A 15,064-nucleotide genomic window follows, 5' to 3' on the forward strand; every position below is an offset into this window, starting at 1 on the left:
CCTCCAGCAGGCCGGCCAGCACGGCGTGCGTGTGACCCAGTAGGTAATCAAACCCGATACCGCGCAGGCCGTACGGCTCAGGCCGTAAGGCCGCCACGTTCAACCGGCTGTCTGATCTCACTTGATGCTTGACGCTTTGGCATCGGATGATGCTTGACACTCCTAGCCGATCTTTCGCTTCTTAGTATGCGCCTGGGACTTGATCCGGGTGACCTCCTGGGTGGTGGTTCGGGGCACGACGCGGACCGGTTCGCCGTTGTCGTGCACGGTGATGTGGGTATCGTCCACGGTCACGTCCAGGATCTTGCGGGCATGAACCCGGCCGACCTGGATCTTCTGCCCGACCACCTGGAAGTGGCCGCGGCTGCAGACCACCCGCTGGACAGTGACGGGCTCGGTCGGAGCGCCGGGCGGTGACCCGGCGGGGCGGGCGTTGCGCAGGGAGACGCACTCACCGAGCGGGAGCGGGCAGGACACGGCGCGCAGCAGCAGGCGCTGCTCGTCCATGACGCGGGCGGTGATGCCGTCCAGCCTCACGATGACGCGGCGGCCGGCCAGGTGGGCGCCGATACACAAGGCCCGGCCGGCCAGGCTGATCGTGCCGATCGAGCTGACCTGCCGGTCGACCTCGACGGCGCTCACCTCGATCGGCGGTTCGGCGACGGGGTCGTCCGGCGCCGGGCGAGCCTGCCCCGAGGCGAGCAACGCGGCCAGGTCCTTGACGGTCAGCCGGGAGGCCACGCTCTTGAGCCGGCCACCGCCGGTGGTGAACACGTGCAGCCGCTGAGTGCTGATCCACAAGGTGATCGGCAGGCCCGCCCGGTCGGGGCCGAGCCAGAGCTGCTGGCCACCGATCGACAGGTTGCCCGAGGCGGGCACGACCCGATCGACCTCGATCGCCTGGCGCAACAGCGGATCGACCGTGCTCGTCAGGATGGGCTCTGGCCGTTCGGACTGATCAGAGTGATTGATGGCCGGGACCGGGAGATCCGCGGACGTGGCGGCGGGCCGCGCCGCAGGAGCGGTTGCAGGAGCGGGAGCGGTCACCGTGGTCAGGTTGGCGGGCAACTGCAGCGGCAGTTCCCGCTCGGCCCGGCGTTGCTCGTCGCTGCGTTCGGTGAAGAACCGGTCGGCGGGGAAGGCCATCGCCAGGGCCTGGTGCGGTCGGGCGGTGTTGTAGTGCTCGGCGAAGGCGTCCAGCTCGGCCTGGGCGGCCTCGAGCGAGGCGAACGGCAGCGCTTCGGTCAGCAGTTCGCGGCGCACGCTCTGATGGAACCGCTCGATCTTGCCGGTGGTGGTCGGAGTCCGCGGCGCGGTATGCCGCAGCTTGATGCCGTTCTCCCGGCAGACCCGCTCGAACAGCACCTCGCCCGCCTTCGGCCCGCCGAATCGACCGGTGAACTGCTTGCCGTTGTCGGTCAGCACCTCCAGCGGCACCCCATAAGCGCGCATCGCCGCGGCGAACGCCGCGCACACCAGCCTCCCGGTCGGCCGGGCCACCACCGAGGCGATCACACAGAACCGGGAATGATCGTCCACGCCGGTGATCAGCTTGGCCTCGCTGCCGTCGGCCAGCAGCAGCCCGCCCATGATGTCCATCTGCCACAACTGCATCGGCCCCGGCCGCTCCCAACGCCGGTAGTCCTCGCGCCTGCGCCGCCTGGTGACCGGCTCGATCAGATGGTTGCGCACCAGTACCCGGTAGATGCTCGCCCGCGACGGCAACGGCTCCACCCGGCGCCGCCCCAGCTCCCACAACAGCGTGCGCGGCCCCCACCGCGGATGAGCCCGCCGCAGCTCGCAGATCAGCGCCTCCACCGCGGCCGGGGTCTGCATCGGATGGGCCTTCGGCGCATGCGAGCGGTCGGCCAGCCCCGCCAGGCCGCCGTCTTCATAGCGGCGCACCCAGGAGTGCACCGATTGCCGCGAGATCCCGTAACGGCCGGCCACGTCGGTGACCTTCGCTCCGGACAACACCTCGATCACCGCGTGATACCGCTGCTCCACGACGCTCAACTCCACCAATGCCACCCGAGCCTCCCCCGAAGCGTCGATAACGCCACGAGCAGGCACAGATAACGATCAAGGTGTCAAGCATCAAGCGAGGCCAGTGTGTCAACCATCAAGCGAGACAGGACAGGCGATCAAGCAGCGGCGTTGCCGAATTGATCGCATAGGGATCAAGACGGCGGCGCGGCGCGCATCCTTCTTGGCCCTCTGCCGCCCGCCGCCCAGGCGCGCTGTCTGAGGGCCGGTCCCGGACGGCGGCGAGCCGGGCCGTAACCGCGCCCGCACGCCCGCCGTACCGAACACACTCACCGATCCCAGCGGCGCACCGCCACATCAGAGCGAGACTTTCCCGATTCCTACTCGACTCCCTGGCCCTGCGAGGAGTGACGCGCGACCAACTCGCCGATCGGCCCCGTACGCCAATCAGAGGCGTAGACGCCCACCTGAATCCGTCGATCGGCACCGATCGTGTGAACCTTCGACGGAACTGCCTTCCGCCGACGGCCACTCACGTCCACCGGCTCCACGGCTCCGCCGCTGAAGGTCATCACGTCCACCGGATACAGGCCACCGATGCGTTTGGACTGCACATCAACGAAGTCCGACCAGTTCACCGCAACCCTGAAGGTATCTCTCTGAGCGATCATTCCCTCCTCGGTAACCGTCAGACTTCGGCGCCGCACCTTCATCACAATGAAAAGCAGATACAACATGCTCGCCGCCACGGTAACCCCTGCCGTCAAACCTGCGGGCAAGCCAAGGGCGATGGCCAGGATGCAATAGACGACGGCGACCACGATGGCGCCGACTCCACCAGAGAAAAAGGCGAGCGACCAACGTGGACGATAAATAATCTGCATGGGCGAAACTGTACCGGTCCAGCCACAATCGCCGCTCCTTAAACCATCGCCCCTGGCGGGCGCTCCGGCTCCGGGGTGATCGCCAAGGGTCTGCTCATCGCCGCCGATCTGTGGGTGGCTGAGGGAGGGACCTGATCATCCCGTCTGCCATCGACCCGGGACACGCCGAGCAGACAAGGGCCACTTCCCCTTCGGGCGAGCCGACGGCAGACGGGGTGATCAGGCGGGCGGCGTGTGCGCGGTGCGCAGCTCGAAGGTGAAGCGGTTGCGCAGGCCCCATGCCGCGTCTTGTGCCTGAACTTTGTCAAAGAGTCGGCGGATCCTGTCGAAGAGATCGGCACCCAGGTTGGCCCTGCTTTCCTCCCAATGAGTCCACACCAGCTCCACCGGTCGCTCCACATCGGTACTCAGCCTGTCCCAGAGCGCGGCAAGGTTGTTGCCGTAGTACGGGCCGAAGTCCAAAGGTCCTGCGAGTAACCGGTGGAGATCGGCCTCCGAGGACACCTGCCGACCATCCACGACGACGCGCATCACGCCACCCCCAACATGCATCGCCGCAACCCAGAGCCTGATCGCCGTGCCATTAACTCCGGCAACGAGGGGTCAACCACGACTGCCCCAGCAAACGCGCCGACCACGGAACCCGTGGTGTATTGCCCGTGATCCCTGCAATTCCCAAGCTGACAGCCGGGTTTCGATTTCTACCCTCTCCAAAGGAGCCATCTTAAGAGGGCGTTGCGCAAGTTGATGTCCTTTCGTCGTTTGCGCTGGGCAGGGAAGGCTGGTCAGAATCCGCTGGCAGGACTGAAGGCGGCCCCGATGAGGGTCTCGGCGGCGGCGCGGGCGTGGGCAGCCGTGGCGGGGTCCCCGGTGATGGCGGCCGTGGTCTGGGCGCCTTCGGCGAGCAGGGCCAGCTGCGGGGCGAGGTAGCCGGGACCACCCGCCTCGCGGACCAGGTCGGCAACATGGCGCTGGAAAGAGGTCTTCTGCTCCCTGACCGCCTCGGCGACCCGGCTGCTGCCACCGGCCAGCTCGCCGAAGAAGTTGATGAAGGCGCAGCCCCGGAAGTCGTCCTCGCGGAACCATTCCGCCAGAAAGTCGAAGACGGCCAGCATCCGGTCACGGGGCGTGCGGGCGGCGGCGAGGGCGCGGGCCACGCCGGCGTCCCACTGCTCGGTCCGGTGGCGGAGCACTGCCAGGACGAGGTCGTCCTTGGAGGGAAACAGGGCGTAGATGCGCTTCAGCGAGACACCCGCCTCGGTGCGGACGGCGTCCATGCCGACGGCCTGGACGCCGTGGGCGTAGAACAACCGGTCGGCGGTGGAGACGACCTGGTCACGTGCTGTTTCCTCATCGATCACGGGAGCTCCAGTTGCGCAGAGAACCAGCGTTCTCTACTGTAGTGGACATACGCGGAGAACGATCGTTCTCTAGCGGATTGGAGGGAGATTTCTCATGGGCCACATCAAGGTAGGCACCGAGAACAGCACCGACGTCGAGCTGTACTACGAGGACCAGGGATCCGGTCAGCCGGTCGTCCTCATCCACGGCTACCCCCTGAACGGGCACAGCTGGGAGCGTCAGACGCGCGAGCTGCTCGCCGCCGGCTACCGGGTGATCACCTACGACCGCCGGGGCTTCGGCCAGTCGAGCAAGGTCGGGAGCGGGTACGACTACGACACCTTCGCAGCTGACCTGAACACGCTGCTGGAGACGCTCGACCTGCGCGAGGTCATTCTCGTCGGGTTCTCCATGGGCACCGGCGAACTCGCCCGCTACGTCAAGAACCACGGCCACGAGCGCGTCGCCAAGCTGGCCTTCCTGGCGTCGCTGGAGCCGTACCTGGTGGAGGCGGACGACAACCCCGCCGGAGTACCGCAGTCGGTGTTCGACGGCATCGTCGCCACTGCCCGCGCCGACCGATACGCCTGGTTCACGCAGTTCTACAAGGACTTCTACAACCTGGATGAGAATCTCGGCACGAGGATCAGCCAGGAGGTCGTCGCCGCCAACTGGAACACCGCCACGACCTCCGCCCCGGTCGCCGCTTACGCGGTGGTGGCGGCGTGGATCGAGGACTTCCGCCAGGACGTCGCGGCGGTGCGCGCGGCCGGAAAGCCGTCACTCATCCTGCACGGCACCAGGGACAACATCCTCCCGATCGACGTCACCGGGCGTCGTTTCCACGAGGCGTTCCCGGAGGCGCACTACGTCGAGGTCGAGGGCGCCCCGCACGGCCTGCTGTGGACGCACGCCGATGAGGTCAACGAGGCACTGCTGGCCTTCGCCGCCAAGTGACCCCGCCGCCGGGGTGGCACTACCCGCTACCCCGGCGGCTGCCTGGCCACGGCGGGTGACTCGTCCCGGGTTGTTCGCTCAACCGCAGCCCTAGCCCGCCCGCGAAGTCCCTGACCAGCCTTCCCTGCCCAGCGCAAACGACGAAAAGGACATCAACTCACGCAACGCCCTCTCAGGTTCGGGACGGTTCCCCGCTCAGAGGTCAGTCTCAGTGTCAGGTGCGGCCAGTCGCGTACTGCGGCGAACAGCGCGTGAGCCTCCAACCGCTGCTCGATGCTCCGATTGAGAATCCTCAGCGGTGTGTCCGCAAGAGTCCGCCATACCTTTGCTCGAAGGCGATCATCGCCTCCACCGCCTCAACGGGAGCGTCGATATTGAGGCCGGCCTGATCGACCGCACGAGCAATCCGATTGATCCGCTCCACAGACATCGGGTCCGACCAACGCGCGAACTCGTCCAGGAAATGGCGGACACGAGGCGATACCGATGGATCCGTTCGTAGGTGCACACACCGCAACCTACGACTGCGGCGTCCCAGCAGCACAGCCCAAGAGTCCAGTGCGGCAGCGCGGGTTCGATTCCGTCACCCGCTCTCATCGTGAAGGCTCAGGTAGGGACCCGAATCCCGACCCGGCCTTGATCGTTTCCGGCCTGGTTCGATCTTCGCGGGCCATCAACGGGCCATCAGCTCGGGATCACCCTGTGGGGACCAGTGCTCCCGCCATGCCCGCATCCGCCCACCGTAGCCGCGTGCCTTGACAGGCAGCCATCCGGCTGCCTAAATTAAAGGCAGCCGAAAGGCTGCATATCGACAAGCGGCAACCCGGGTACGAGGGGCGGACATGGACGAGGTGTTCAAGGCGCTGGCCGATCCGAGCCGGCGCGCGCTGCTCGACTCGCTCAATGCCCGCAACGGGCAGACGCTGCGCGAGCTGTGCGCCGGACTCGACATGGCCAGGCAGTCCGTAAGCAAGCACCTCGCGGTGTTGGAGGCAGCCGGACTCGTCGCCACCGTGCGGCGGGGCCGGGAGAAGCTGCACTACCTCAACGCCGCGCCCGTGCACGAGATCGCCCACCGGTGGATCAGCCGCTACGACCAGGCCAGGGTCCAAGCCCTGGCGGACCTGAAACTCGCTCTGGAGGAGACCCCGATGGACGCGCCGACCTTCGTCTACACCACCTACATCCGCACCACCCCGCAGAAGCTCTGGCAGGCGCTGACCGAGCCCGCCTTCACCCGCCGCTACTGGGCCACGGAGTTCAACACGGACTGGTCCGTCGGCTCGCCGATGACCTGGGACAACCACGGCGTGCTGATCAGCGACCCTGAGCAGGTCGTGCTGGAGGCCGAACCCTACAGCCGGCTCTCCTACACCTGGCACGCCATCACCCCGGAGCTCGCCAAGCGCTTCGGCTGGGACGAGGAGTTGCTCGCCCGGCTGTCCGGCGAGGCCCGCTCGAAGGTCACCTTCACGATTGAGGAGGCCGCGCAGGTCGTGAAGCTCACCGTCGTGCACGACGGCTTCGAGCCCGGATCGAGCCTGGCCGAGATGGTCAGCCACGGCTGGCCGAACGTGGTGTCGAGCCTGAAGTCGCTGCTGGAGACCGGCGAACCGCTGCCGGACGATGCATGACCTCCCCGATCGGAGCTCGACGACGTCGCGGGCCGCCCGGCCCCGGCAGTCGCCGGCTCCAGATCAAGCGACGGCGCGGCGCGCCGCCGTACGCCCCGCGCCGGCGTCCCCGCGCTGCGGCCTCAGGCCTGGGGCCGGTCACGGCATGGGCGCCGCGCGGGGCGTCACCGTAGCGCGACCCCGTCATATCCGACGTCGCCCACCGACTCCAGCGGCACGCCGTCGCCAGGCCGTCCCTCTGCCAACCCCTACGTGATCCATTACAGATACTTCGGATAGACGGAAGGCACACTGGCTTCGATCGACCACTCCGGCTCTCAATGCGGCGTTCCGGCGATTCACGGATCTATCAGCGACTATGCGAACCTCTATGCCATGCACATCAGGTCCGGTACCAAAGACGACGCCGAGCAGATCGCAGAGCTTCACACTCGTAGCTGGCTGACTGCCTATTCCGGGATCATGCCCGCCAGCTACTTGAATGGGCCCCTGCTCGATGAGCGCAAGGTGATGTGGAGCACCCGGCTCGCCACCGTCGCCCCGGAACCAGATCACGCCCGCTGCTTGCTCGTTGCCGTCGATGACAACGCCCTCCTGGGTTTCGCCTATCTCGCCGTCGAAACCGACGGACGCATCTTGCTCGACAACCTGCACGTCCAGCCGGAGCGCAAGCAGTCCGGCATCGGCCGCCAACTCGTGTACCACTCCTTTGGCTGGGCCGCCGAGCAACACCCTGGCAAGGCGGTCTACCTGGAAGTGTTGCGCGATAACGTCGCCGCGATCACCTTCTACCGGCGTCTCGACGGCCATCCCACCAAAGAGTTCATGGAACGCTTCCCGGCAGGGTTCGAACTACCCGTCGTCGAGTACACATGGGATCCGGACATCGTCCGAGTCCTTGCCGACAACCGTTCCGCTACCGACCGGCTTGCGTCGTAGAGGCCCCCGGTGGGGGTCCTCTGGCTTCGGAATGACCGCCAACCACGCTTCCCCTGCGGGCGGGGTCGACGGCAGACAGGATGATCAGGCGGTCGCGAGTCGCGGGGGAAAGCAGGTCAACTGACAGCGCGGGTTCGATTCCCGTCACTCGCTCTCATCGTGAAGCCCAGGTAGACCGATGGATTCGGGACCTGGGCTTTGATCTTGTCAGGGTATGTTCGTTCGACGGGGTCCCGAAGTCGGTCAACTATCTGGTCGTACGCCTACGAGCCAGTTCCCTGATCTCCTCCGGTAGCGCGTCGGCGGCCGGCAGCTGGGGCAGGAGGTCCGGTTCAAGCGTCATCGCACGGAAGACGAGCGCCACGGTCACGTTGTGGCCAGGCTGGTGCACAATCTCGATTGGATCACCGGTACGGATGTCTCCGGGTTCGATCACGCGCAGATACGCACCCGGCAAAGCGGCCCGCGTGAACTGCTTGATCCAACCGTCGCGCTCCAGCCACCCCTGGAACGTCGCGCACGGGATCCGTGGGCACGACACCTCCAGGACCACCTTGGACCCAATGCGCCAACGCTCGCCGATCAGCGCCTCGTTGACGTCGAGGCCAAGGGTCGTGAGGTTCTCTCCGAAGGCGCCGCCGGCAAGCGGTCTGCCCAGCTCGTCCTGCCACCTGTCGAGGTCCTCGCGGGCATAGGCGTATACGGCCTGGTCGGGACCGCCGTGGTTCTTCACGTCATAGACGCGGTCGCCCGCGAGACCGACCGCGCCAGTGCCCTTGGGGCCGGGAGCGGTGACGGCGACCGGACCGTCAACGGGGCGTTTGTCGATGCCTGTCGCACTGAGGCCCTTCCACGGGTTGGGTCGAGGCTTGCCGATGTTGACGGAGACGAGCTTCATGCGGGAGACGGTACGGGCCGCCAAGCGCCGAAGCGACGCATTAAACGCCGAGCTCATGCACCGAGAGCACCTCGTCCGCCAACTGTGCCAGGCTTCCTGGATCCCTTCTCCTTCTGCTGGGCCGCCTGGTTCGCTGACCCCGGCCACCACACTCACACGCTGGTTGCGGGAGGGCCCATACATCGGCTGACAACAGTGGATCAATCATCCGCACGCGGCATGGGCGACGCGGTGGTTCTGAAGAACGGCGAAAGATTCAGTAGATGTACTTCGAACGGTGGAGGGCCCAGTAAATCTCGCCCTTACCGTCGTTCGCGACGTCGGCGACGACGAACACGTCCGAGTAGTAGTCGTACTTTTTACTGTAGCTCACCATTGGCGTGGAGCACGCGATGGCACTTTCCCTGCGCGCGTTGAGGGCGTCGGTGAAGATGCACATGGTTCTCTTGTAGTTCTTGTCGCCGCCCCCGCCATTGTTTCTCCTGTTGACGTACAAATAGACGTAGAAATGATTGAACCGCTGCATCGATCCGAAATGCTCGCTGAGCTCGTCCCAGGACATGGACAGGCTGGAGAAGACCTTGTAGCCGCTGCCGGACTTCCTCTTGGTGATGCAGTGGTCGATCTTGACGACGATGTCGCTCTTGTGGGGGAGAGCGTACTTCTTGGCGTCGTTGTCCTGGTCGCACCTGGTGACCTGGGCCGCCGAGGCGCCGGTGCTCACCGACCTCGCCGGCGCCCGAACGGCCGCCGTCGAATCGGCCTGTGCCGGCAGACCGCCGCTCACGCTCGCCAGGGCGAGCGCGCCGGTCACCAGGACAGTTCCGCCGAACGTCGTTCTCATGGTGCCCTCCCGTGTTCTCAGGTGTTTGCGAGCGCTCGCGCGAGCCGCCGCGTGGACATCGCGCTCCGGTGCCGCCATTTCTCGCAGGCGGGCCATCCACTCCCCGTGGCCTGGGCGAGACGCTCCGAGCCTCTTGCTCTATGCTTTTAGATGTCGCCGGGTGCACAGGAGTTCATAAGAGCTTCCGCATTCTTTGAATCCCCGCCGAGGCGAAATGTGCGGACGGCGTGTCTAATGTGCATCCTCGCGGGAACGCTCTGTTAAGGCAGATGTCAATGAGGCGGCCAGCATGAGCTCGGCCTTCAGTGCTTCCTCGGCGGCTTGCCGAGAGGGTAGGTGCCGGCCCGGTCTCACTCCATCGCGATGTACCGGCTTGCACGGTCTGATCGCAGACGTGGCGATAAGGTCCCGGACGTGAACGACCTTGACGGTGGGGCTGGAGATGACCGGCTCTCGGATGGTTCGCAAGACGCGTCGACGCGGTCCGTCGTGATGATGTGCGGAATCGCGGGGTCAGGCAAGTCGACCTATGCACAGGCGTTGGGAGCCGGCCAAGCGGTGGTCTTGGACTACAGCTTCTGGCGCCGCACGACGCGTGACTACTACAAGGCCCTGGTCGAGAGTCATGGGTGTCGGTGGGAGCTGGTCTATCTCAAGGCAAGCCCAGAGACGCTGCGCCGGCGGCTGGCCGTACGCAACAAGCTGCACGGGGCCAACTCTGTGACCGTGTCCGAGGATCTTCTCGACAGGTACCTGGCTGGATTTGAGGAGCCTGTTGATGAAGGGGAGCTCATGATCCTGCAGGACTGAGACGACCTATGGCGGGAGGCGTACGACATCCTCCTCCGTGATCATCTCGGCTAGAGGCGCGGTTCTTTTCAGCCGATGAACAAGCCCTCGTTGTCGGTGGCGTGGTGCAGTATCGGCGCACCGGATCACGGCGAGAACAGGAGATCAGGGTGCCGCCCACCAACCAGCAGATAGCCGGTCACACCTTCCTCAAAAGCATGTACCAGGACGATTACGCTCCCGTACGGGTTAGCTGGGCCCCGCGTAGGTGTTCGGGTACGGCGCGCGACAATGCGTTTGCCGGGCTACCTGGGATCTGTACGCAACTATCGCGGGGTCAGAACGCAGAACTCATGGCCATCGGGATCGGCCATGACCACCCAGCCGACCTCGCCCTGACCGATGTCGACGCGCGTCGCCCCCAAGGAGATGAGACGGTCGACCTCCGCTTGCTGATCACCGTCGGCGGGTGGCGCGAGGTCGAAATGGAGCCGGTACTTGCCGGTCTTCGGCATCAGCGGGGGGCCGCCCCAGGTGATCTTCGGGCCGCCGTGCGGTGAGCGAATCGCGGTCTCCTGGTCCTGGTCCCAGACCAACGGCCAGCCCAGCGCTTCGCTCCAGAAGTAGCCGACCTCCTGCGAACCGTCGGACGCCAGCGCTCCTATGAATCCGCAGTCGGCGAGGAACTTGTTGTCCGGTTCGATGACGCAGAACTCGTTGCCTTCGGGGTCGGCGAGCACCACATGACCCTCTTCCGGGCGTTGACCGACGTCGATGTGCCGGGCGCCGAGTTCGAGCGACCTCGCCACCGTCTGCTGCTGGTCCTCGAGGGACGTGCTCGTCAGGTCGAAGTGCATCTGGTTCTGGCCGACCTTCTGCTGCTGAGTCGGAAGAAACCGGATCCGGAACCCGGTGTCATCGCTCGGCAGGAGCGTGATGCCGTCCTGAGGGTCGTCGGCCGGCTCCCAGCCCAGGACGCCGGCCCAGAAGCGCGCGAGACCGAGCGGGTCGTTCGCATCGAAGCAGAGCGCGACGAGGTGACAGGTCATTCCGCTCCGCACCTCCGATCTGCTGATTCGAAGCCGCAGACAGGGCGGTGCCGTCGCGCCGAACGCTCGGCTACCGGGGCCCGCCACGCGAAGAGAAGTGGCACCCGAGTCATGTTGGCATGCCCGACGACAATCCTCTAAAGGTTTTCGAGGGCGTCGCTCAGCTCGCGGCGACCGCCGGCAGTACGGCCGGCGGCAACGACGGGGAAGACCTCTCAGCCGTATCAGGCGCCTTCGACAATGCTCCACAGCATGCTGTGGAGCTTGGCATGTTCGGACGCGGGGATGGCGGCGAGGCGTTCGCTGGTGGCCGCGTCGCGGGCGATGGCGACCTGGTTCTTCACCTCGACGCCCCTCGGTGTGGCCGCCGGAATGCGGACGCGCCGGTCGCGTTCGGAGACGTTGCGGACGATCAGGCCGTCCTTCTCCAGGCGGTCGATGATGGCCGCCAGCGTCGTCTTGTCGATGTCGAGCTCGCGGGCGATCTCGAGCTGAGTGCGCTGCGAACCGTCGCTGACCAGGGCAAGGACGAGCCAGTCCCGGAGGTCGGCGAGGCCGGCAGCACGGGACACCTTGTTGAAGGCCTCTTTGAGTGCCTCGGCGGCGCGATGGGCCAACCAGGTCAGGTCTTCGGCCGCGAGGCGGCGGTCACTTTCTTGGGGCACGAGCGGATGCGCCGAAGCCGTCTCCGTTGACATCGCCGACGGCCAGGGACTGCACACCCCATGCGTCGAACGTGTGACCGGCCACGCCCTTCAGTCCGCTCGGCGAGCCCTGGTAGACGGCCCCGGTGCCCTCGTCGGCCGGATCGTCCGTCACCAACCCCAGGTCCTGGTAGCCGTCCCCGTTGTAGTCGCCCGCGGTCAGCAACTGCCCGAAGGTCGCGTTCTCGGCCTCGAGCAGGACCGCCGACCGCCCGGACAGCCCTTCCTTGCCGCCGAAGAGAATGCTCACATCGGCCGGCGAATCGCTGTTGTCGGGAGTGGCGCCGATGGCGCCTCGGCGGAGCATGCGGCGAGGCCCACCGCGATGGTCACGGCCGCAAGCCCGCGCATGATCAACAGCATGACCGGCAGGATGAGGGCCGCCGGCGGGAAGCGCGGCGTTGACGGATCTTCATCGCAAAGTTACGGTCATGACCGTAATCGCAAACGCGCGAAACACACGTGGAGGTGACGCTGTGCAGCAGCACGCTCAACACCTGTCCGTACGCCGGAAAGGCGGAGGCGCTTGAGACGCGCCCTGCGCGGAGCGGTGGCGGCGGCGCTCCTCGCGACTTTGCTCGCACTGCCGTTCGCGCCGGCGTCCGCGGCCGACCTGCGGATCGTCAACGGAGGCTTCGACGGCGGGCTGACCGGCTGGAGCGGCTCGCACAGCCCGGGCGGGGTCGACGCCGTGGTCTGGGACGGGCGCACCACCGCGCGCATCACCGACGCCGACCCGGCTGCCGCCTACGGCCGGGAGAGCCTGCCGGGCCTGCCCGCCACGGCGGGGACCCGCTACACGCTGTACGGCGAGGTCTGGGCCGACAGCGGCACCGCGAATCTGTACCTGCGCTTCAGGGACGCCTCGGGCCGCCTGCTCACCGCGAGCGCGAGCGCGAACGCCTCGGCGACGGGCCGGCAGTGGAACCGCGTCACGGCCTCGGGCGTCGCGCCCACCGGCACGGCCACCGTATCGGCCCTCATCTACTCGGGCGTGACCGACGTGGGCACCGCCTACTGGGACGAGGTGCTGATCACCCGGGACGTGACCGATCTGGGCGTGCAGATCGAGAGCAGTGTGCCGAACGCCACCACGTTCGCGGGCGGCAGCGCGTACGCCCTCTACACCGGCACCGCCGACACCAACCCCCAGCTCGCCGTGATCGACGTGGCCGCCGAGCAGGTGACCAGGAAGATCACCATTCCCGACACCGCGGCCACTCCGACCGTCGGCGGCTGGGCGGCTGCCACGGCCACCGACGGCAGCGTCTACCTCGGCACTTATCCCAACTCCAAGCTCTACCGGTACGTCCCCGGCCAGTCCACGGTCACCGACCTCGGGAGGGCGGAGGGCGGTTACTCGTTCATCTGGGACCTGGAGCCGGGAGCGGACGGCAAGGTGTACGGGGGCACGTACAACGACGGCCGCTACTTCAAGTACGACAGCGGCGCCTTCACCACGATCGGCAGCGTGCCCGTCGTGGAGGGCGCCCAGTACGTCCGCAGCCTCGCCCATGATCCGGCCGCCAACGCCACGTACCTGGGCACCGGCACCAATGCCGGGCTGATCAGGTTCGACAATGTCACCGGGCGGGTGGACCGGCTCCTTCCCGACGCCTACGCCCATAACTCCATGGTGGGCGGGCTCACCTGGACAGGGGGCAGGCTGTTCGCCTGGATCGACCGCACCCTGCTCGTCCTGCGCGTCGTCCGCCAGACCGACGGCTCGTACGCCGCCGTCACCGACGCCACGATCACCGACGTGGACCTGCACCATTCGCCGGCCCGCGAGGGCAAGGTCTGGTTCGTCCGGGAAGGCCTGCTGCACTCGTACGACGTGGACACCCGAGCCGTGCAGGCGACCGACGTCCGCCCCGGCCTCGATGTCACCGGATACACCTGGGCCGACGGCACGCTGGTCGGCCTCGGTGCGGCCACGGACGGCACGAGGATCTTCAAGTACGATCCCGCGAACGGCCGCTGGAGCACCCGAGCCGTCTCCGGCACCCCCGTACTGCCTGCCGCGATCAACGCGCTCGGCGCGGGGCCCGACGGCAAGGTCTACACCGGCGGCTATCTGACGGGCGGCACCGGCGTCTACGACCCGCTACGGGGCGACGGTGACGACGACCGGCCGGACACGCCGACGCTCAACGGGCTCAGCCAGACCGACAGCCTGCTGGCACACAACGGGCTGCTCTACATCGGCGCCTACCCGTCGGCCAAGCTCTACAGCTACGATCCCGCCCGCCCGTGGCCGCCCACGCTCAGGTACACCGGCGGCGAGGCGGGCGACAAGGCCGACGACTGCGAGCCGGGCAAGGGGCCGCCGCCTCAGGACCGGCCGTACGCGCTGGCCGGCGGGCCGGACGGGACCGTCTACATGGGCACGGTCCCGAAGTACGGCAAGCGCAGCGGCGCACTGACCATCTGGAAGGAGGGCACGGCCGGGCGGACCGTCTGCGTGGCGCCGAACCAGTCCGTCGTCTCACTGGCCTACGCCGGAGGCAGGCTGTTCGGCGGCACGTCCACACGCGGTGCGCTGGGCGTCGACCCCGTCTACGCGCCGGGGGCGTCGGCCGTGCTGTTCTCGTACGATCCCGCCGACGGCGGCGTGCGCACGTACCAGCTGCCGCTCACAGCGCCCAAGGCCGTCACGGCCCTTGCCGAGGTGGACGGCGAGCTGTGGGGACTGGCGGGAGGATCGCTGTTCACGCTCGACCCGGCGCGGCCTGCGGCGATCACGGCGAAACGGCTGTTCCCCGACCCTGACTACGCCGCCAAGCCCAGCATGGCGTGGCGTGACGGGAGGCTGCTGACCGTGGCCCAGGATCCGGATCACGTGTACGGCACGAGCGGCGACCAGATCTTCAGGATCGACAAAACAAGCAGAGCGCTGACCGTGCTGCTGACCGTACCGGGGATGGAAGGGCTGACGGTCGACGGCTTCGGCAATCTCTACTACAAGGTCAACGAGCGGCTGTACAGGCTCGCCGTCCTCGGATCGTAGGTCCTGTTTCGGTCCAAGCCGAAATGGGC

At 67.0% G+C, this 15,064-nt stretch carries 14 protein-coding genes; 5 read left to right on the forward strand and 9 right to left on the reverse strand.

The window, feature by feature from the left end; all coding sequences use genetic code 11:
- Window positions 1-162: 162 nt before the first annotated feature.
- The 4 genes from ABD830_RS37070 to ABD830_RS37085 all read right to left on the reverse strand — a co-directional run bounded on the left by ABD830_RS37070 (window position 163) and on the right by ABD830_RS37085 (window position 4,231).
- A complete protein-coding gene (locus ABD830_RS37070) occupies window positions 163-2,016 on the reverse strand; it encodes an IS481 family transposase (protein ID WP_345002207.1) in 1,854 nt (617 codons plus the stop codon).
- Window positions 2,017-2,366: 350 nt separating this feature from the next.
- Window positions 2,367-2,870, reverse strand: coding sequence for a hypothetical protein (locus ABD830_RS37075; RefSeq protein ID WP_344998106.1), 504 nt, complete (start codon window positions 2,868-2,870; stop codon window positions 2,367-2,369).
- A 219-nt stretch (window positions 2,871-3,089) separates the two neighbouring features.
- Window positions 3,090-3,401 (reverse strand): barstar family protein, encoded by a 312-nt coding sequence (locus tag ABD830_RS37080; protein WP_344998108.1) that lies wholly within the window; start codon window positions 3,399-3,401, stop codon window positions 3,090-3,092.
- 254 nt (window positions 3,402-3,655) lie between these two features.
- On the reverse strand, window positions 3,656-4,231 hold the full coding sequence (locus ABD830_RS37085; RefSeq protein WP_344998110.1) for a TetR/AcrR family transcriptional regulator: 576 nt from the start codon (window positions 4,229-4,231) through the stop codon (window positions 3,656-3,658).
- A gap of 94 nt (window positions 4,232-4,325) precedes the next feature.
- Between ABD830_RS37085 and ABD830_RS37090 the strand changes: the two genes are divergently transcribed.
- The 3 genes from ABD830_RS37090 to ABD830_RS37100 all read left to right on the forward strand — a co-directional run bounded on the left by ABD830_RS37090 (window position 4,326) and on the right by ABD830_RS37100 (window position 7,741).
- Window positions 4,326-5,168, forward strand: a complete 843-nt coding sequence (locus tag ABD830_RS37090) for an alpha/beta fold hydrolase (RefSeq protein WP_344998112.1) — start codon at window positions 4,326-4,328, stop codon at window positions 5,166-5,168.
- Window positions 5,169-6,010: 842 nt separating this feature from the next.
- Window positions 6,011-6,802 carry an ArsR/SmtB family transcription factor gene (locus ABD830_RS37095; protein ID WP_344998114.1) on the forward strand — a complete coding sequence of 264 codons (792 nt, stop codon included), beginning with the start codon at window positions 6,011-6,013 and terminating at the stop codon, window positions 6,800-6,802.
- Window positions 6,803-7,177: 375 nt separating this feature from the next.
- Window positions 7,178-7,741 carry a GNAT family N-acetyltransferase gene (locus ABD830_RS37100; RefSeq protein ID WP_344998116.1) on the forward strand — a complete coding sequence of 188 codons (564 nt, stop codon included), beginning with the start codon at window positions 7,178-7,180 and terminating at the stop codon, window positions 7,739-7,741.
- A gap of 247 nt (window positions 7,742-7,988) precedes the next feature.
- On the opposite strand, the gene ABD830_RS37105 is transcribed toward ABD830_RS37100, so the two are convergent.
- Together ABD830_RS37105 and ABD830_RS37110 are read right to left on the reverse strand one after the other, a co-directional pair.
- The gene (locus ABD830_RS37105; RefSeq protein ID WP_344998118.1) at window positions 7,989-8,639 is read right to left on the reverse strand and encodes an MOSC domain-containing protein; all 651 of its coding nucleotides are present in this window, start codon (window positions 8,637-8,639) and stop codon (window positions 7,989-7,991) included.
- A gap of 256 nt (window positions 8,640-8,895) precedes the next feature.
- The gene (locus ABD830_RS37110) at window positions 8,896-9,483 is read right to left on the reverse strand and encodes a hypothetical protein (RefSeq protein WP_344998120.1); all 588 of its coding nucleotides are present in this window, start codon (window positions 9,481-9,483) and stop codon (window positions 8,896-8,898) included.
- Between the two features lie 414 nt (window positions 9,484-9,897).
- Here ABD830_RS37110 and ABD830_RS37115 point away from each other — a divergent pair, with 414 nt between their 5' ends.
- The gene (locus tag ABD830_RS37115; RefSeq protein WP_344998122.1) at window positions 9,898-10,293 is read left to right on the forward strand and encodes a P-loop nucleotide/nucleoside kinase family protein; all 396 of its coding nucleotides are present in this window, start codon (window positions 9,898-9,900) and stop codon (window positions 10,291-10,293) included.
- Between the two features lie 305 nt (window positions 10,294-10,598).
- Here the strand turns inward: ABD830_RS37115 and ABD830_RS37120 are convergent, their stop codons facing one another.
- The 3 genes from ABD830_RS37120 to ABD830_RS37130 form a co-directional block, all read right to left on the reverse strand.
- The gene (locus ABD830_RS37120) at window positions 10,599-11,321 is read right to left on the reverse strand and encodes a VOC family protein (protein ID WP_344998124.1); all 723 of its coding nucleotides are present in this window, start codon (window positions 11,319-11,321) and stop codon (window positions 10,599-10,601) included.
- A 224-nt stretch (window positions 11,322-11,545) separates the two neighbouring features.
- Window positions 11,546-11,986 carry a MarR family winged helix-turn-helix transcriptional regulator gene (locus ABD830_RS37125; protein ID WP_344998126.1) on the reverse strand — a complete coding sequence of 147 codons (441 nt, stop codon included), beginning with the start codon at window positions 11,984-11,986 and terminating at the stop codon, window positions 11,546-11,548.
- Window positions 11,970-12,332: an FG-GAP repeat protein gene (locus ABD830_RS37130; protein WP_344998128.1), complete on the reverse strand. Its 363-nt coding sequence runs from the start codon at window positions 12,330-12,332 to the stop codon at window positions 11,970-11,972. Before ABD830_RS37130 ends, ABD830_RS37125 begins: the two co-directional genes overlap by 17 nt.
- 219 nt (window positions 12,333-12,551) lie before the next feature.
- Between ABD830_RS37130 and ABD830_RS37135 the strand changes: the two genes are divergently transcribed.
- A complete protein-coding gene (locus tag ABD830_RS37135; protein WP_344998130.1) occupies window positions 12,552-15,035 on the forward strand; it encodes an NHL repeat-containing protein in 2,484 nt (827 codons plus the stop codon).
- Window positions 15,036-15,064: the final 29 nt, after the last annotated feature.

The sequence above is a fragment of the Nonomuraea helvata genome (assembly GCF_039535785.1).
Classification (GTDB): Bacteria; Actinomycetota; Actinomycetes; order Streptosporangiales; family Streptosporangiaceae; genus Nonomuraea; species Nonomuraea helvata.